We start from the raw sequence: 18,231 nt of genomic DNA, 5'->3' as shown, positions 1-18,231 counted from the left end.
CAAGCTTGCTAAAAGGGGGCCTCGCGGCCCCCTTTTTTTATGTTTTAGCGGAGCACCATGACCGAGCAAGGCGCGTGGCGCACCACCCGTGCGGCGGTGGAGCCAATCAGGTAGTCGCCAAAGCCGGGGCGATGGCCCGCAATCACAATGCAATCGGCGCCAATTTCTTCGGCCAGATCCAAAATCTCATTGGCGGCATGGCCTTGCCGGATCACGCCTGCGCCATTTTCAAACGCATTGCCCAGCTGATCGAGTTGATTTTGCAAGGTGTTGCGCAGTTCGGTGTCATAGCCATCAGGCATGTAGGAAATTGCATAGCCAGGAACATCGGCCATCACATGCACCAGCGTGACGCGCGCCCCCGGCGCGGCAAGCGCGCGGGCAATATCAATGGCGGCATCGGGGTTGTGGCTTTCATCAAAGGCCACGGGAACGATAATATTGGAATACATGACGCACTCCTCTCCTTTGGAGAACGGTTACAGGATCAGTTTCGAGCTTTCTGCGCGCGGGCGCCTTGACGCAAGTCACGGTTGCGCGCGATTGCAGCCACTTGCGCAAAACGCATGAGCCGCGACAGGGTGAAAAGATAGGCCGCCGTTGCCCCGGCCCAAAGCGCGGGGGTGAGCGGGGCGTGCCAGAACAAGGTCTCGAATGCTTCGCCGGGCAAAAGCGCCACGCCGAAATCATCAGCAAGCCGCGCGGTGACGGTTTCGCCCAACCAATACCAGCCCGCCGCAAACATCAGAACCGACAAGAGCCGAAACGGCCAAGGCCCGGAAAAGGCGGCGAGGATGGCCAGGAGCAAAACCAAAAGCGGTGCTGCCAGCGCGACGTGCAGGGCCAGTAAGGCGGGTGTTACAACTAGGGTGGGGTTCTGATCGCTGGCGGACCCCATGAAGCCAGCCCCGCCGCCCCAAACAAGGTTTGCCCAAACTGTGATGGCGGCCATTACCGCACCGGCAAGGCCCGTCAGAAGGGCAAGGCCCGCGCGGCGAAGTTGGGGTGCCATCTTAGCCCCCTGTCCGGTTCATTTGCCGCGCCACTTGGCCGGAAACACCGGTTTCGGTGTAAAGAAAATCATGCGCTTTGGGTTTGTGCGCGAGCCCTTCGCGGATCGCCTCAATCAGCGGGCCATCGCCTTCGCTTGCCCGCAAGGGCCCACGCAGATCGACCTTTCCGGCTTGGCCAAGGCAGGGATAGAGCGTGCCCGTGGCGCTGACGCGGACCCGGTTGCAACCCGCGCAAAAGTTGTGGCTGAGCGGCGTGATAAAGCCGATTTTTTGCCCGGTTTCGCGCAGCTTTGCATAGCGCGCCGGGCCGCCCGTGGTCTCGGCTTGGTCGTCCAGCGTGAACCGTTCGGCAAGCCGCGCGCGCAAATCCGACAGCGCCCAAAACTGGCCCAGCCGCTCCGGCCCCAGCGCCTCGCCCAGCGGCATCACCTCGATGAAGCTCAGATCAAGCCCTTCGTCGCCCGCCCAGGTGACAAGGTCAAAAAGCTCGTCTTCGTTCACGCCTTGCAGCGCGACGGTGTTGATTTTGACCCGCAACCCGGCGGCTTTGGCGGCTTTGATGCCTGCGAGAACCTGCCCCAGATCACCGCGCCGGGTGATGGCGGCGAAACGCTCCGGGCGCAAACTATCAAGCGAGATATTGACCCGCTCCACCCCGCAATCGGCCAAAGGCGCGGCAAAACGGTCTAGCTGCGCGCCATTGGTGGTGAGGGTGAGTTCTTTCAGCGCGCCAGATACACGGTGCCGCGACAGGGCGCGAAACAGGTCCATCACATCGCGGCGCACCAAGGGCTCGCCCCCGGTGATGCGCAATTTGGTGATGCCAAGCCCGACAAAAGCGCTCGCCAGCCGGTCAATTTCCTCAAGGCTGAGCACATCACGGCGGGGCAGAAATTTGGTGTCTTCCGCCATGCAATAGCTGCAGCGAAAATCACACCGATCCGTCACCGAAACCCTCAGGTAGGTGATGTTGCGCGCAAAGGCATCGGTGAGGGCGGGTGCGGTCATGTCCGAAGGCTAGTGCGGGGCTATGGCAACGGCAAGGGGGATCGCGGCGGGTTGGTGCCCGGATGCGACCTTAGGTGACGCGCGCGCGGGCGTGAAACTCGGGCCGATCCCAAGCGCGGGTCGCCATGATCTCAGCCAAGATCGCGGCGGCTCGCTCCACCTCATCCATGCCGATGTAAAGCGGCGTGAAGCCAAAGCGCAAAATATCAGGCGCGCGAAAATCGCCAATCACGCCGCGCGCAATCAGCGCCTGCATGATCGCATAGCCCTCGGGGTGGGCAAAGCTGACTTGGCTGCCCCGGCTCGCGTGATTGCGCGGGGTGACAAGAGTCAGATCGGGGCAGGCGGCCTCTACTTCGGCGATGAACCGGTCGGTGAGCGCGAGCGATTGCTTGCGGATATCGGCCATATCGACGCTATCCCACACATCCAGTGCGGCATCGAGCGCGGCCATTTGCAAGACAGGGGGCGTGCCGACGCGCATCCGCTCGGTGCCCGGAGCCGGGCGGTAGCCCTGTTCAAAGGCAAAGGGCGCGTCATGGCCCAGCCAGCCGCAAAGCGCAGGCTGAACCGTCGCCGCATGGCGCGGGGCCACATAAATAAAGGCGGGCGCCCCCGGCCCGGCATTGAGGTATTTATAGGTGCAGCCCGCCGCAAAATCGGCTCCACACTCCGCAAGCGCCACCGGCACGGCCCCTGCCGAATGCGCCAAATCCCAAAAGGTCAACGCGCCTGCTGCATGGGCTTTGGCGGTAAGCCGCTTCATGTCATGCTTGCGGCCGGTACGATAATCCACCTCGGTCAGCATGGTGACGGCGATGGTTTCATCAATCGCCTCTTCCACCGCTTCGGGCGCGACAATCCGCAATTCATGCCCGGCGGCCAAAAGATCCGCGAGCCCTTGCGCCATGTAAAGATCGGTCGGGAAATTGCCATTGTCAGACAAGATCACCCTGCGTTCGGGGCGCGCTTGCAAAGCAGCCGAGACCGCCTGAAACACCTTGATCGAGAGCGTATCGCCCAAGGTAACGGAGCCCGGCTCCGCCCCGATCAGCCGTGCCGCCCGGTCGCCCAGACGCGCGGGTTGTTCCATCCAGCCCGCTTTGTTCCATGCGGTGATCAGCATCTGCCCCCATTCGGCCTGCATCGCTTGCGCGACGCGCGCTGGCACGGCGCGGGGCAGGGGGCCGAGCGAATTGCCATCAAGATAGATCAGCCCTTCGGGAATATCGAAAAGCGCGCGCGTTGCGGTGAAATCAGTCTGCATTGGGGTCTCCTGTCGCGGGCAGACTGCGCCCTGACGCGACTGCGCGCAAGTGCCCCGCCGCAAAGGGGTTGCGCGGTTCACGAACGGCCCCCAAATGGGCGCAAGGGCCAAAAAGGGCGCAAGGGGGAGTGCGATGGACCTGCGGGAAAAGCTGAAGCTGGCGCTGAAGGAACTGGAACTGCCGCCGATGTGGCTTGCGGTCTTTGCGGCGATTGGCTGGGCTGTGGGGCAGATTGCGCCACTGCCGATCCCTTACGCCGATTGGCTTGGCTATGGGTTGGTTGGCTTGGGGCTGGTGATCTCGGGGCTGGCGGCGGCGCAAATGGTGCTGGCGCGCACCACCTTTATTCCGCGCCGCCAACCGCAGCGGCTGGTGACCGGTGGGATTTTCGCGCTCAGCCGAAACCCGATCTACCTTGCCGATGCGTTCATTCTTTCGGGTTTTTTGCTGATCTGGGATGCACTCTTTGCCGCGCCGCTGGTGCCTGCCTTCATGGCTTGGATCACGCATCGCTACATTCGTGGTGAAGAGGCATGGATTATGGCGGCGCATGGCGCGGACTATGCCGCCTATTGCGCGCGGGTGCGCCGCTGGCTCTAGGTGCATTTCTGCGGCGCAGAAAAATCGTCGCACCCCTATTCCTGCCCACTGTTTAAGCAAACTGTGCCAAGCGACGGAAACGAAAGCCAAACCCTTGAATCGTTGCGCAAAATGGGACCGCTAACATTGCATGCGACGGTATGCTTTTGTATACCCGCGACCTTCGGTCAGATTTCCAACTGTTTCCAATGATCATTGGCTTGTGAAACTTTCTTACGCGGTGTTAAAGGGCTTTCGCCACGTTTTGTCCCCCGGCTGAAATCGTCCGAGGGCAGCAATGGGAGAAAAAAGAAGTGAAAATCGGCGCTCCGAAGGAGATTTTCGAGGGGGAAGCGCGTGTCGCTCTGACCCCCGACTCTGCGGTCCAGCTGCAAAAGCTCGGCCATGAATGCTATGTCGAGGCCGGTGCCGGCTACGCGGCAGGGTTTGCCGACACTGCCTATGAGGCGGTTGGCGTGACCGTCGTGCAAGGGGCGGCAGCGCTCTTCGACGCTGTCGATTTTGTCGTCAAAGTGCGTCCGCCCGTGGATGCCGAAGTGGCGATGCTGAAACAGGGTAAAACCCTGATTTCCTTCTTCTACCCGGCGCAAAACGAAGCGCTGTTGGCGGCGGCCAAAGATACCGGCGCGAATGTTATCGCGATGGATATGGTGCCGCGGATTTCGCGCGCGCAAAAAATGGATGCACTGTCGTCCATGGCCAATATTTCGGGCTATCGCGCGGTGATCGAGGCGGGCAACAACTTCGGTCGTTTCTTTACCGGTCAGGTGACGGCGGCAGGCAAAGTGCCCCCGGCGAAAGTGCTGGTTGTGGGCGCGGGCGTGGCCGGTCTGGCCGCGATTGGCGCTTCCACCTCGCTTGGCGCGATCACCTATGCGTTCGACGTGCGTCCCGAAGTGGCTGAGCAGATCGAATCGATGGGTGCCGAGTTCGTCTATCTCGATTTTGAAGAACAAGCGCAGGATGGCGCGGCGACGGGTGGCTATGCGGCCCCCTCCAGCCCCGAATTCCGCGAAGCGCAACTGAAGAAATTCCGCGAACTTGCGCCCGATATCGACATCGTCATCACCACCGCGCTGATCCCGGGCCGGGATGCGCCGGTGCTTTGGACCAAAGATATGGTCGAGGCGATGAAGCGCGGTTCGGTTATCGTGGACCTTGCTGCCGAGCGTGGCGGCAACTGCGAACTGACCAAGAAAGACGAAAAAGTCGTCACCGAAAACGGTGTGACGATCGTCGGCTATACCGACTTCCCGAGCCGTATGGCGCAGCAGTCGAGCCAACTTTATTCGACCAACATCCGCCATATGATGGCCGACCTCACGCCGGGCAAAGACGGCGTGGTTGTCCACAATATGGAAGATGACGTGATCCGCGGCGCGACCGTGGCCTATCAAGGCGAGATCACCTTCCCGCCGCCGCCGCCGAAAGTGGCCGCGATTGCGGCGCAAAAGCCGAAGGAAAAGGTCAAAGAGCCGACGCCGGAAGAACGCAAAGCCGCCGAGGCTGCCGCGTTCCGCAAGCAAACGCGTGACCAAATCCTGATGCTGGGCATTGGTGGGGCGCTGCTTTTGGGCATTGGCCTTTTCGCTCCTGCCAGCTTCATGTCGCACTTCATCGTCTTCGCGCTGAGCTGCTTTGTGGGCTTCCAGGTGATCTGGAACGTGTCGCACTCGCTGCACACGCCGCTGATGGCGGTCACCAACGCGATCTCGTCGATCATCATTCTGGGTGCGCTGATGCAGGTGGGCTCCACCTCCTATCTTGTCGTGCTTTTGTCGGCTGTGTCGGTCTTCATGGCAGGCATCAACATCTTCGGCGGCTTCATGGTCACCCGGCGCATGCTGGCGATGTTCCAGAAATCGTAAGCGGAGGGAAACATAATGGATTTCGGTTTCACGACAGCCGCTTACGTCGTTGCGGCAGTTCTGTTCATCCTCTCGCTTGGGGGCCTTTCGGGGCAGGAAAGCGCGAAACGCGCCGTGTGGTATGGCATTGTGGGTATGGCGCTTGCCGTGGCTGCAACGCTTGTTGGCCCCGGTCAGGGCTACTGGCTTTTGTCGATCATCTTGCTCGGCTGGGGCGGGTTCTACGGCGTCAAAGTTGCCAAGAAAGTGCAAATGACCGAGATGCCGCAGCTTGTGGCGGCGATGCACTCGCTTGTTGGTCTGGCGGCCGTGCTGGTGGGCTACAACGCCTATATCGAGTCGGTGCGCGTGCCCGCGATGGCCGAGGTCGAGCATGGCCTGCTGCGCGGTTTCGCCGAGATTGTCGCGCATAAAACTGCGACCGAACTGGCGATTTTGCGGGTTGAGTTGTTCCTTGGCGTGTTCATCGGGGCCGTGACATTCACCGGCTCGATCATCGCCTTTGGTAAACTGGCGGGCAAAGTTGACACCAAAGCGAAAAAGCTGCCCGGTGGTCACATCCTGAACGCGGTCGCCGCAGCGGCTTCGGTCGTGATGCTGGTGCTCTTCATGATGGGCTATGGCACGCTGCCGCTGATAGTCATGACGCTTCTGGCCTTCTTCATCGGTTATCACCTGATCATGGGCATCGGCGGCGCCGATATGCCGGTCGTGGTGTCGATGCTGAACTCCTATTCGGGCTGGGCCGCGGCGGCGATTGGCTTCTCGCTTGGCAACGACCTTCTGATCGTGACCGGCGCGCTGGTCGGTTCTTCGGGCGCGATCTTATCTTACATCATGTGTAAGGCGATGAACCGCTCCTTCATTTCGGTCATCCTTGGGGGCTTTGGCAACACCGCTGGCCCGGCGCAAGAAGTCGAAGGCGAGATGGTGGCCATTGATGCGCAAAGCGTGGCCGATACGATCTCGGAAGCCGATAGCATCATCATCGTGCCGGGCTATGGCATGGCGGTGGCGCAGGCGCAAATGGCGGTCTCGGAACTTACCTCTCTGCTGCGCAGCCGTGGCAAGAATGTCCGCTTCGCGATCCACCCTGTTGCGGGCCGTCTGCCGGGGCACATGAACGTGCTCTTGGCCGAGGCGAAAGTGCCCTATGACATCGTTCTGGAAATGGACGAGATCAACGAGGACTTCCCCGAAACCGACGTGGTGATCGTGATCGGCTCGAACGACATCGTGAACCCGGCGGCGCAAGACGACCCGAATTCGCCCATCGCGGGGATGCCGGTTCTGGAAGTGTGGAAAGCGAAACAGGTCTTTGTCTCGAAACGTGGCCAAGGCACCGGTTACTCGGGCATCGAAAACCCGCTCTTCTACAAAGAGAACACCCGCATGTTCTACGGCGATGCGAAGAAGTCGCTTGAAGAACTGCTGCATCTGATCCGCCACTAAGGCCGATCACTGGGAACAGGAAAAGCCCCGCCGTTTTGGTGGGGCTTTTTTCGTTGCGATTTGGCTTTGCTGAAACGATCCGCCGGGCAGATATGAAAACGCCGCGCGAGGGATCTCGCGCGGCGGTCTTTGTAACTTGCCGTCTGATCAGATCGACAGGCAGACGTATTTCATCTCAAGGTAATCCTCGACGCCGTGATGGCTGCCCTCGCGGCCAAGGCCGGATTGCTTGACCCCGCCAAACGGCGCCACTTCGGTCGAGATGATCCCGGTGTTCACGCCGACGATGCCGTATTCCAGCCCTTCCTGCACGCGGGTGATGCGGCCAATGTCGCGGGCGTAGAAATAGGAGGCCAGCCCGAAGATCGTGGCATTGGCCTTCTCGATCACCTCTTCCTCGGTCTCGAATTTGAAGAGCGGCGCGACCGGGCCAAAGGTTTCTTCGGTCGCGACCTTCATCTCTTGCGTGACGCCGGTGACGACGGTGGGCTGGAAGAAGGTCCCGCCCAGTGCGTGCCGCGCGCCGCCAGTGACGACCTTGCCGCCGCCTGCAACCACATCGGCGATATGGTCCTCGACCTTTTCGACCGCATCTTCGGAAATCAGCGGGCCGGTGGTGACGCCTTCTTCTAGGCCATCGCCCACATTGAGTTTGTTCACAGCGGCGGCGAGTTTCTCGGCAAAGGCGTCATAGACGCCCGCTTGCACATAAAGCCGGTTCGCGCAGACGCAGGTCTGCCCGTTGTTGCGGAACTTCGACATCATCGCGCCTTCAACGGCGGCATCGAGATCGGCATCATCAAAGACGATGAAGGGCGCGTTGCCACCCAGTTCCATCGAGCATTTCATCACCTGATCGGCGGCTTGGCGCAGCAAGATGCGCCCCACTTCGGTGGAGCCGGTGAAGGTCAGCTTGCGCACCGCGTGGTTCTCGCAGAACTCTTTGCCAATGTCCGAGGCGCGCGAGGAGGTGATCACCGACAAGATGCCCTTGGGCAGGCCCGCGCGTTCGCCCAAAAGCCCCATGGCCAGCGCCGAAAGTGGGGTTTCCGCCGCCGGGCGGCACACGAAACCACAGCCCACCGCAATCGCCGGGCCCGCTTTGCGCGCGATCATCGCATTGGGGAAGTTCCACGGCGTGATCGAACCCACCACGCCAATCGGTTGCTTGAGCACGGTAATGCGCTTGTCGCGCATATGGCCGGGGATGGTTTCGCCGTAAATCCGCTTCGCCTCTTCGCCGAACCATTCGATGAAGCTCGCCCCATATGCGATTTCACCTTTGGCTTCTGCCAAGGGTTTGCCCATCTCGGCGGTCAGGATCAAACCGAGGTCATCTTGGTTCGCCATCATCAAATCGAACCATTTGCGCATCACGCTCGCGCGTTCTTTGCCGGTGCGCGCGGCCCAATCTTTCATCGCGACGCGGGCGGCTTCAATCGCGCGGGCGGTCTCGGCCCGGCTCAGGTCCGGCACGGAACAGATCACATCGCCGCGGGCGGGGTTAGTGACTTCGAAGGTGGCGCCGTCATCGGCATCAACCCAATCGCCGGCAACGAGGGCCTTGGTGCACAAAAGGCTCGGGTCCTTGAGGAGGGTTTTCAACTCGGTCGCGGTATCGGGCATGGTAACTCTCGTCGGTTGAGGGATATGGAAGGGAAGCATGTGGCCGCGAAGATGTAAATTGCGCGCCGTGGAAAGAAAGGGCGAGGAAGTGACCGATCTGGACGATGACTATGCCAATATGCCGTATATCCCGGAGGGCGAGGCCTATCCGGCGCGTTGGGCGGCACAGGCCGAGGCGTTTCGCGATGAGGCGATGATGCTGGAAATTGGCTATGATAGTGGGGTGCGCCGCCAGATTGATGTTTTCGTGCCGATGGGGCAGGCCAAAGGCGTGCTGATCTTTGTGCATGGCGGCTATTGGATGAAGTTTTCACGCCGCGATTTCTCGCATCTCGCCAAAGGGGCGCTGGAGGCGGGCTGGGCCGTGGCGATGCCGGGGTATGATTTGGCCCCCGATGTGAAAATTTCGCAGATCTCCGCGCTTGTGGCGATGGCGGTGGCCGAGGTGGCGCGGCGGTTTAGCGGCCCGATCCGGCTGGTGGGCCATTCGGCTGGCGGGCATCTGGTGGCGCGGCTGGCCAGTTCCAACCTGTTGCCGCCAGAGGTCTTGGCGCGGGTGGAAAAGGTCGTGCCCATTTCGCCGGTCTCTGACCTTGAACCGCTGTTGCGTACATCGATGAATGAGACCTTTGGACTCGACGCCGCCGAGGCGCGGGCGGAAAGCCCGGTTCATGCGCCTGCGCCCAAAATGCCGGTCACGGTTTGGGTGGGCGAAAACGAGCGTCCAGCCTTCCGCGACCAAGCGCGCTGGTTGGCCGAGGCTTGGGGATGCGACTTGGTCGTCGATCCGGGCAAACACCATTTCGATGTGATTGAGGGGCTCGAAGATGAAAGCCCGCTGTTGCAGGCGGTGATCGGGTAGGGGCTTTGCCCCTACCCAACCCCTTTAGCTGCGCGCATCTTCCAAAATCATCCGCGCGGCCTTTTCGGCAATGACCATCACCGGGGCATTGGTATTGCCCGAGGTGATAGTCGGCATGACCGAGGCATCCGCGATACGCAGCCCCTTGAGCGCCCTAAGCCGCAGCCGAGGGTCCACCACTGCGGCGTCATCTACGCCCATCCGGCAGGTGCCGACGGGGTGGAAGATGGTGGTGCCAATATCGCCTGCCGCTTGTTGCAAGGCCTCTTCGCTCGTGATCTGCGCGCCGGGTTTGTATTCTTGCGGCGCAAAGCGGGCGAAGGCGGGCTGGGTGGCGATGTCGCGCGTGAGCCGAATGCCTTGGGCGGCGACGCGCCTATCCCCTTCGGTCGCCAGATAATTTGGGCGAATGGCCGGGGCGGCGCGAAAGTTCGGGCTGGCCAGATGCGTGGTGCCCCGGCTTTCGGGGCGCAGGTTGCACACGCTCGCCGTCATCGCCTCAAACGGATGCACCGGGTCGCCAAATTTATCTAAGCTCACCGGCTGAAGGTGCCATTCCAGATCGGGCATTTCCTTTTCCGGGAAGGAGCGCGCAAAGATACCCGCTTGGCTTGGGGACATCGACATCGGTCCGCGCCGGAAAAGCGCATATTCCGCCGCGATTTTGGCCTTGCCCCAAAGCGAAGACGACATGGTGTTGAGCGTGCGCACGCCAGAAACTTTGAAGATCAGCCGCAATTGCAAATGGTCTTGCAGGTTCTTGCCCACTTGCTCCACCGCGACCTGCGGCGCGATGCCCTGTGCCGCCAAAACCTCTGGGTCGCCAATGCCCGAAAGCTCCAAAATCTGTGGTGTGCCAATCGCGCCTGCGGCCATGACCACCTCGCCCGCCTGCACTTCGTGCCGCGCGCCTTCGCGGTGATAGATGAGCCCGGTCACGCGCCCCTCTACGATCGTGAGCTTTTCCACTTGCGCGCCGGTCAGCACCCGTAGGTTGGGGCGCGCCATCGCCGGTTTCAAAAACGCGCTTGCCGCCGACCAGCGCCAGCCGTTTTTCTGTGTGACGTGGAAATAGCCCGCGCCTTCATTGGTGCCTTGGTTGAAGTCATGGGTGCGGGGAATCCCCGCTTGTTCGGCGGCTTCGATAAAGGCATCGAGCACCTCCCACCGCACCCGCGCTTCTTCCACCCGCAGCGGCCCGCCTTCGCCATGCAGATCAGAGGCGCCGCGATAGAAATCTTCTTGATCGCGAAAGAGCGGCAGAAGGTCCTCCCACCCCCAGCCGGTGCAGCCCGCTTGTGCCCAAAGGTCATAATCGCGGGCCTGACCACGCATGTAGATCATGCCGTTGATCGCCGAACAGCCGCCCAGAATCCGCCCGCGTGGGTATAGAAGGCTGCGCCCGTTCAGCCCCGGTTCGGGCTGGGTTGAAAACCCCCAATCGGTGCGCGGGTTGCCAATGCAATAGAGATAGCCTACCGGAATATGCACCCAGTGGTAATTGTCGCGCCCGCCGGCTTCCAGCAGCAGCACGCGGTTTTTGGGATCGGCGCTGAGCCGATTTGCCAAAACACAGCCCGCGCTCCCCGCGCCGACCACGATAAAATCGTAAGTTTCCATGATCTCCCCTCTCCTCGGGTGATCTTCTCAGCCGAGGGGGATCGGCGCAAGCTTGCTGATCGCGTGGCTGCGGGGCAGGCATGCAAAGAGCGTGCTTGCAATTTTGTCGCAGCGCCTGTCTGATGAACTTGTCTATAAGTGCGCGCCGATGATCCGTTACAGCCTAAAATGCGAAAACGACCATAGCTTTGATAGCTGGTTCGCCTCGGTCGAGGCGTTTGAAAAGCTGCATGCCGCGGGCATGGTGGCTTGCGCTGTTTGTGGATCGGCCCATGTGCAAAAGGCGTTGATGACGCCGTCTGTGCGGTCCGCGCGCAAATTCGCTGCGGGACATGAGCCGGAACCCGATCAGGCGGCGAATGGGGCGAGCGCGCCGACGAAAAGCGAGAATGCAGCCCATCCGCTAAGCAAGCCGCAAAACGCTGCCGAAGAATTGTTCGATGCGATGCGCCGCACGGTCGAGGAAAACTCGGACTATGTGGGGGGCGATTTCGCCGCCGAAGCGCGGGCGATGCATGCGGGCGAAAAGCCTGAGCGGTCCATTCATGGAGAGGCGCCGCTTTCTGAGGCTAAGGCCTTGCTGGAAGAAGGTATTCCGGTGACGCCTCTCCCGATCTTGTCCAAGCGCAAGCGCAACTGATCTCTTCTGTCGCGGGATGCGGGTTCCGCTTGCCCCTGCCGCTGAGCGCGGCATGATGGGCAAAAAGGAGGATCGCATGACCATTCTCATTACCGGGGCAAATCGGGGTATCGGTGCGGCTTTGTTGAGCCATTATCGCCATCAAGGCATGGCCACTTTTGGCACGGCGCGGCGCCCCGAAGGCGACCTTCTGCCGCTTGATGTGATGCAGCAAGACAGCGTCAAAGAGCTTGCGCGGCGGCTCAACGGTCTGCCGCTGAGCCTGTTGGTCTGCAATGCCGGGGTCTATGCCGATAAGGGCCAAGCTCTTGAGGCGGGCTATGCGCCAAGGCTTTGGGCGCAAAGCTTTGCGGTCAATGTCATGGGCGTGTTCTTGACGGTGCAAGCGCTGCTTCCCAACCTGCGCGCGGGCAAAGGCAAGGTGGCGATCATTTCCTCTGCGATGGCGTCTGATGCGCGCGCGCCGGGGGGCAGTTATATCTATCGGTCCTCCAAGGCAGCCGCGCTCAACCTTGGGCGCAACTTGGCGGTGGATTTGAAGCCCGAGGGCGTGGCCGTGGGGATTTATCATCCCGGTTGGGTGAAAACCGATATGGGCGGCCCGCAAGCGGAGATTTCCCCCGCGCAATCGGTGGCTGGGCTGACCGCGCGTTTCGCGGCGCTGTCGCTCGAAACGACCGGCTGCTTTGAAAGCTATGACGGGACAGAACTGCCGTTCTAAGCGCCAGGAACGGAAAAAGCCGCTCGGCCTTTGCAGCGGGAGGAGGAGGCTGCGCGGTCGAGCGGCTTATTCAGTCAACCCGCATGGGGTGCGGGGTCTTTTGGAACCTTGGAACCATCCTGCTCCAATAAGCTAAGGGTCGCGCCGAAGCCCGTTTCGGTCAAGAAAAGCCGGGACGGGCTGCGCGGTTTCGCGGCGGTCGGGCCCAAAGCTGTGGCAATTGCCGCAATGCGCGGCGTCTTTGCTGGCAAAATGGGCGATGCAAAAACGTTTGCGCAGGTTTGGTGTCAGACTCACGCCCCTAGAGGTCGTGCCACAGCCCCAAAGCGCCCAGCCGGGGCGATTTTTTGTTCGTGTGCCGATCCATCCGCATCAGCACATCGCGCAAAAAGCCCACCGCAGGCACCAGATGCGGCCCTTTGTTCAGCATCACACATTCGGCGCGTTGGCTCATTGCGGCATCGGTCATCTCGGCGCGGCTGGCTTGACCGTCTTTGACCATGCTTTCGAGCACTTGTGTGGCCCAGACCACGGGCACCTCGGCCGCTTCGCACAGCCACAGCACCTCTTCTTGAATTTCGCTGAGCCGTTCAAAGCCGATTTCCACCGCCAGATCACCGCGCGCGATCATCACGCCGATCGGCATCCGGCCGCCCGCTTCCACAATCAGCCCGGGCAGGTTGCGCAGGCCCAAGGGGGTTTCGATTTTCAGCATCAGCGCGGGTAAATCACGGCTGGTGCCCCCATCCGAGCGCGCATCTAATTCGGCAAAAAGCGCGCGCAGATCAGCGCTGGTTTGCACGAAGGAAAGTGCAAGAATATCGGCATGGCTCAGAATGAAATCGAGGTTGGCAATGTCATTGGCGGTAAGCGCAGGCACACGCAGATCGACGCCGGGCAGGTTCACGCCCTTCTCAAGCTTGATCTTGGCGCCTTTTGATGGGGTCGAGACCACCTCGGCCAGCACCCGCCCTTTGGCTACGCCGACGATTTTGGCGCGGAGCTTGCCATCATTGATCCAAAGCGCGCCGCCCTCGGCCATTGAGGCCATGAGCGCGGGGTGGCTAAGCTTGATCTGCAAATGGTCAATATGCTGAGAGAAGCGCTCCACCACCTCAAATCGGTCGCCCTCAAACAGCCGATGCGATTCCGCTTTGCCGTTTGAAAGCGCCTCAACCCGCAGTTTCGGCCCTTCAAGATCCATCTGCACCGGCACGCGCCGCCCCATCCGCACGGCGGCATGGCGCACATGACCGATCATCGCGGCCCAAACGTCAGGCGTGTCATGCGCGCAGTTGATGCGGATGCAATCGGCCCCCGCGGCGAGCAGATTGCCGACGATCGTTGCATCTTCGGCGGCTTCCGTGGGCAGGGTGACCATCACCCGCGAACGCGGCGCATCGCGGCGCGCGCCAAACAGCATATCGCGCCGCGCGGCGAGCCGGGCGGGGCCTGCGGCGAACATCTCAACTGTGGGGTAATCGGCGGTGCCCTCGCCGCCGATCATCGCCAGCGAGGCGAGCACGGAATCGAGCGAAGGGCGGACATGGCTTTCGGCCCGGCCAAGCGAACTCAGCCCCAGCGAGGCGAGCGGCGCCTGAAACGGCACCAAATCGCCCCGACGCAACGCAAGATAATCGGCGAGGTTGCGGGCAGAGGGCATGAACTCGGGGCGACGGATCATCCCGTCCCAGCCTTCAAGCGTCGCCTCAGATCGGCGCACCAGATCGGCGCGCAGCACTTCAAGCGCGCGTTGCAGCCCCCGCGCCTGTGCGCGACGTTCCCGAATTTCAACCTCTGCAAGACTCATCATCTTTCTCCTCACGTCTTGCTTTTGGGCTATCGTCTCGCCGTAACGACAGGGTGACAAAACCGCGACATCCCGCCGCGAACAAAGGCTTGTGAAGCAGGTGAAACCCTTGCAAGCGCGCCTGCCTTCCGATAGCAGGAGCGCGAACCCGGACGCAGGGTCCGGCGCAGGATTGGAGGGGAAGATGCCGCTTCTCGTGATGAAATTCGGCGGCACCTCGGTGGCTGATCTCGACCGCATTGCCAATGCGGCGGCAAAGGTCAAACGCGAGGTCGAACGCGGCTACGATGTGATCGTGATCGTCTCGGCCATGTCGGGCAAGACGAACGAACTCGTGGGCTGGGTCGAGGGCACTTCCCCGCTTTATGACGCGCGCGAATACGACGCCGTCGTGGCCAGCGGTGAAAATGTGACCGCCGGTCTGATGGCGCTGCGTTTGCAAGAAATGGGCGTGTCGGCGCGCAGCTGGCAAGGTTGGCAAGTGCCGATCCACACCACCTCGGCGCATGGCTCGGCGCGGTTCATGTCGATCCCGCGCGAAAACCTTGATGCGAAATTCGCCGAAGGGTTCAAGGTTGCAGTGGTCGCGGGCTTCCAAGGCATTTCCGCCGAAGGCCGCATTACCACGCTGGGCCGTGGCGGTTCGGATACCACGGCGGTGGCCTTTGCGGCGGCCTTTGGCGCGGAACGCTGCGATATTTATACCGATGTCGATGGTGTCTATACCACCGACCCGCGGATTTCCTCCAAAGCGCGCAAGCTTGATAAGATCGCGTTTGAGGAAATGCTCGAATTGGCCTCGCTTGGTGCGAAGGTCTTGCAGACCCGTTCCGTGGAACTGGCGATGCGTTACAATGTGCGCCTGCGGGTGCTCTCGTCCTTCGAGGACACCGACGAAACTTCTGGAACCCTTGTCTGCGGTGAGGATGAAATCATGGAATCGAAAGTCGTCTCGGGCGTCGCTTATTCGCGCGATGAAGCCAAGATCACCCTCTTCACCATTGAAGACCGCCCCGGCGTGGCGCAGGCGATCTTTGGTCCGCTTTCCGAAGCGGGCGTGAACGTGGACATGATCGTCCAGAACATTTCGGAAAAGGATTATGACGAGGCGCACCCCGGTGCGGTGACCGACATGACCTTCTCTTGCCCGATCAACCAAGTCGCGCGCGCGCAAAAAGCGCTCGAGGAAGCTGTGGCGGCTGGCAAGATCAAATATGACGAACTGATCATCGACACCGAGGTCGCGAAGGTCTCGGTTGTGGGGATCGGCATGCGCTCGCAAGTGGGTGTGGCGGCGCGCAGCTTTGCCGCATTGGCCGCCGAAGGCATTAATATCAAGGTCATCTCCACCTCCGAAATCAAGATTTCGGTGCTGATCGACCGGAAATATATGGAACTGGCGGTGCAAGCCCTCCATGATGCGTTCGAGCTGGAGAAATCGGCCTGAGCTGATCGAGGTCAGGCCCTTGGCAGAAGACGGGGGCGTCAACGCATGGTAGAGCGTCGCGACACAGACAGCCGGACGCTGCTGCGCCGGCTGCGTGACACGCTTGCCACCCCCGGTGGCGGGCAAGATCGGCTGGACCATATCACCCATCTGATCGCGGATTCGATGCACACGCAGGTGTGCTCGATCTACCTGTTCCGGGACCCTGAAACGCTGGAGCTTTGCGCCACCGAAGGTCTGAACCCTGAAGCCGTGCACCAAGTGCGGATGCGGCTCGGGGAAGGTCTTGTAGGGCGCGTTGCGCGCACGGGCGTGGCGGTGAACACGGGGGATGCGCCCTCGGAACCCGGTTTCCGCTACATGCCCGAAACTGGCGAAGAGATTTATTCGAGCTTCCTTGGGGTGCCGATCCAACGCGTGGGCGAAAAGCTCGGCGTCTTGGTAGTGCAGTCGCGCGAGGCGCGCGAATTTTCTGAAGACGAGGTCTACGGGCTCGAAGTCGTGGCGATGGTGATCGCCGAAATGACTGAACTTGGCGCCTTCACTGGTGATCAGGGCGGCATTGGGTCGGCGCATCGGTTCCCGGTCATGTTCCGTGGCGCGACCGGACAAGAGGGGGCCGCCGAGGGCCGCGTTTGGCTGCATGAGCCGCGCGTTGTGGTGGCGAACCCGGTGGGCGACGACCCCGACGCGGAAAAGGCGCGGCTGGAGGAGGCCGTGGCCACGCTGCAAGCCCATATCGACGAAATGCTGATCGGCTCTGCCGCGATGGATAAAGAACAGCGCCAGATCCTTGAAGCTTACAAGATGCTCGCTCATTCGCGTGGTTGGGTGCGGCGGATGTGCGAAGATATTGACCTTGGCCTTTCGGCCGAGGCGGCGGTGGAGAAAGAACAATCCACGGCGCGCGCACGGCTTGAACAATCGACCGATGCCTATCTGCGCGAGCGGTTGCATGACCTTGATGACCTGTCGAACCGTCTGCTGCGGCTGTTGACGGGGCAAGGCAAAGATACCGGGGCGGAACTCCCCGAAAACCCGGTGTTGGTGGCGCGCAACATTGGGCCGGCGGAACTGCTTGATTACGGGCGTAAGCTCAAGGGCGTGGTGCTTGAAGAGGGCTCGGTTGGCAGCCATGCGGCTATTGTCGCGCGCGCGCTTGCTATTCCGCTCGTGATTCATGCTGCCCGCGTCACCAATGAGGCACTCAACGGTGACCAGATCTTGGTGGATGGCGATCAGGGCATCGTGCATTTGCGGCCCGAAGAAAGTGTGGCCGGGGCTTTTCGCGATAAAATCGCGATGCAGGCCGAGGCGCAAAAACGCTATGCCGATCTGCGTGGTGTGCCGGCACAGGACAAATCTGGCCAAAATGTCAGCCTGATGATGAACGCGGGGCTGATGGCCGATCTGCCCTCTCTCAACAGTTCGGGCGCGGATGGGGTGGGGCTGTTCCGCACAGAATTGCAATTCCTGATCCGGTCGCGCGTGCCGCGCCGTGGCGAGTTGGCGGCGCTTTACAAGCGGGTGATTGATGCGGCGCAAGGCGCGCCGGTGCAATTCCGCACGCTTGATATCGGCTCTGACAAAGTCGTGCCTTATATGAAGCCGCAAGAAGAGCCGAACCCGGCCATGGGCTGGCGCGCGATCCGCGTGGGGCTGGATAAACCCGGCGTGTTGCGGATGCAGCTTCAGGCGTTGATCCGCGCCTCGGAGGGGCGGCCCTTGTCGGTGATGTTCCCCTTTATCGCCGCGCCTGACGAATTTAACACCGCAAAGGCGATGTTGATGCGCGAGATCGACCGCGAGTCGACCCTCAATCGCCCAGTCCCGCGCGATGTGCGTGTGGGGGCGATGTTGGAAACGCCCTCGCTTGCTTTCGCGCCCGACAGCTTCTTTGCCGCCTGCGATTTCATTTCGATTGGCGGCAATGATCTCAAGCAGTTCTTCTTTGCGGCAGACCGTGAGAACGAGCGGGTGCGGCGGCGCTATGATACGCTCGACGTCAGCTTCTTGGCCTTTATCGAGGCGATCATTTCGCGTTGTAACGCCAATGATGTGGCGCTGAGCTTTTGTGGCGAAGATGCGGGCCGCCCGATTGAGGCGCTCACCTTTGCGGCTTTGGGGCTGCGCACGCTCTCTATGCGCCCGGCCTCTATCGGCCCGGTGAAGCACTTGATCCGGCGTGTCGATCTTGCGGTATTGAAACAGGTGATTGATGCCGCGCGTGCGCGTGGTGACCAATCCGTGCGCCACGCCGTGACAGCGTGGCTGGCCAGCCAATAGAAGCGAAAAC

The 18,231-nt window shown here is 61.4% G+C and carries 15 protein-coding genes; 8 read left to right on the top strand and 7 right to left on the bottom strand.

Features of this window, described 5'->3' with window-relative positions; genetic code table 11:
• Window positions 1-44: 44 nt before the first annotated feature.
• From CRO18_RS03055 to kynU, 4 genes are all read right to left on the bottom strand, one after another.
• Entirely contained in the window at window positions 45-452 is a 408-nt protein-coding gene (locus CRO18_RS03055; RefSeq protein ID WP_076485157.1) for a universal stress protein, read from the bottom strand.
• Window positions 453-487: 35 nt separating this feature from the next.
• Entirely contained in the window at window positions 488-1,012 is a 525-nt protein-coding gene (locus CRO18_RS03050; RefSeq protein WP_097081011.1) for a hypothetical protein, read from the bottom strand.
• A gap of 1 nt (window position 1,013) precedes the next feature.
• Window positions 1,014-2,021: a GTP 3',8-cyclase MoaA gene (gene moaA / locus CRO18_RS03045; RefSeq protein WP_097081010.1), complete on the bottom strand. Its 1,008-nt coding sequence runs from the start codon at window positions 2,019-2,021 to the stop codon at window positions 1,014-1,016.
• Window positions 2,022-2,091: 70 nt separating this feature from the next.
• On the bottom strand, window positions 2,092-3,288 hold the full coding sequence (gene kynU, locus CRO18_RS03040) for a kynureninase (protein WP_097081009.1): 1,197 nt from the start codon (window positions 3,286-3,288) through the stop codon (window positions 2,092-2,094).
• A gap of 133 nt (window positions 3,289-3,421) precedes the next feature.
• On the opposite strand from kynU, the gene CRO18_RS03035 reads away from it, so the two are divergent.
• The 3 genes from CRO18_RS03035 (at window position 3,422) to CRO18_RS03025 (ending at window position 7,209) form a co-directional block, all read left to right on the top strand.
• Window positions 3,422-3,889: an isoprenylcysteine carboxylmethyltransferase family protein gene (locus tag CRO18_RS03035; RefSeq protein WP_170952543.1), complete on the top strand. Its 468-nt coding sequence runs from the start codon at window positions 3,422-3,424 to the stop codon at window positions 3,887-3,889.
• A 293-nt stretch (window positions 3,890-4,182) separates the two neighbouring features.
• Window positions 4,183-5,757 (top strand): Re/Si-specific NAD(P)(+) transhydrogenase subunit alpha, encoded by a 1,575-nt coding sequence (locus CRO18_RS03030; RefSeq protein ID WP_076485161.1) that lies wholly within the window; start codon window positions 4,183-4,185, stop codon window positions 5,755-5,757.
• A 15-nt stretch (window positions 5,758-5,772) separates the two neighbouring features.
• On the top strand, window positions 5,773-7,209 hold the full coding sequence (locus tag CRO18_RS03025; RefSeq protein WP_076485162.1) for an NAD(P)(+) transhydrogenase (Re/Si-specific) subunit beta: 1,437 nt from the start codon (window positions 5,773-5,775) through the stop codon (window positions 7,207-7,209).
• A gap of 147 nt (window positions 7,210-7,356) precedes the next feature.
• On the opposite strand, the gene CRO18_RS03020 is transcribed toward CRO18_RS03025, so the two are convergent.
• Window positions 7,357-8,835 (bottom strand): NAD-dependent succinate-semialdehyde dehydrogenase, encoded by a 1,479-nt coding sequence (locus tag CRO18_RS03020; protein WP_097081007.1) that lies wholly within the window; start codon window positions 8,833-8,835, stop codon window positions 7,357-7,359.
• An 88-nt stretch (window positions 8,836-8,923) separates the two neighbouring features.
• Here CRO18_RS03020 and CRO18_RS03015 point away from each other — a divergent pair, with 88 nt between their 5' ends.
• Entirely contained in the window at window positions 8,924-9,697 is a 774-nt protein-coding gene (locus CRO18_RS03015) for an alpha/beta hydrolase (RefSeq protein WP_097081107.1), read from the top strand.
• A gap of 24 nt (window positions 9,698-9,721) precedes the next feature.
• Here CRO18_RS03015 and CRO18_RS03010 read toward each other — a convergent pair whose 3' ends face one another.
• Entirely contained in the window at window positions 9,722-11,317 is a 1,596-nt protein-coding gene (locus CRO18_RS03010; protein WP_097081006.1) for a GMC family oxidoreductase, read from the bottom strand.
• Window positions 11,318-11,465: 148 nt separating this feature from the next.
• On the opposite strand from CRO18_RS03010, the gene CRO18_RS03005 reads away from it, so the two are divergent.
• Window positions 11,466-11,957 carry a DUF1178 family protein gene (locus CRO18_RS03005; protein ID WP_076485295.1) on the top strand — a complete coding sequence of 164 codons (492 nt, stop codon included), beginning with the start codon at window positions 11,466-11,468 and terminating at the stop codon, window positions 11,955-11,957.
• A gap of 76 nt (window positions 11,958-12,033) precedes the next feature.
• Entirely contained in the window at window positions 12,034-12,678 is a 645-nt protein-coding gene (locus tag CRO18_RS03000) for an SDR family oxidoreductase (protein ID WP_097081106.1), read from the top strand.
• Between the two features lie 301 nt (window positions 12,679-12,979).
• Here CRO18_RS03000 and CRO18_RS02995 read toward each other — a convergent pair whose 3' ends face one another.
• Window positions 12,980-14,488 (bottom strand): pyruvate kinase, encoded by a 1,509-nt coding sequence (locus CRO18_RS02995; RefSeq protein WP_097081105.1) that lies wholly within the window; start codon window positions 14,486-14,488, stop codon window positions 12,980-12,982.
• Window positions 14,489-14,672: 184 nt separating this feature from the next.
• Here CRO18_RS02995 and CRO18_RS02990 point away from each other — a divergent pair, with 184 nt between their 5' ends.
• Together CRO18_RS02990 and ptsP are read left to right on the top strand one after the other, a co-directional pair.
• Entirely contained in the window at window positions 14,673-15,935 is a 1,263-nt protein-coding gene (locus CRO18_RS02990) for an aspartate kinase (protein ID WP_076485166.1), read from the top strand.
• Window positions 15,936-15,980: 45 nt separating this feature from the next.
• Window positions 15,981-18,221 (top strand): phosphoenolpyruvate--protein phosphotransferase, encoded by a 2,241-nt coding sequence (gene ptsP, locus CRO18_RS02985; protein WP_097081005.1) that lies wholly within the window; start codon window positions 15,981-15,983, stop codon window positions 18,219-18,221.
• Window positions 18,222-18,231 lie beyond the last annotated feature (10 nt).

Source organism: Rhodobacter sp. JA431, assembly GCF_900217725.1.
Classification (GTDB): domain Bacteria; phylum Pseudomonadota; class Alphaproteobacteria; order Rhodobacterales; family Rhodobacteraceae; genus Rhodobacter; species Rhodobacter aestuarii.
The sequence above is the reverse complement of the archived record's forward strand: the minus strand, read 5'-3'. Positions and strand labels throughout refer to the sequence as shown.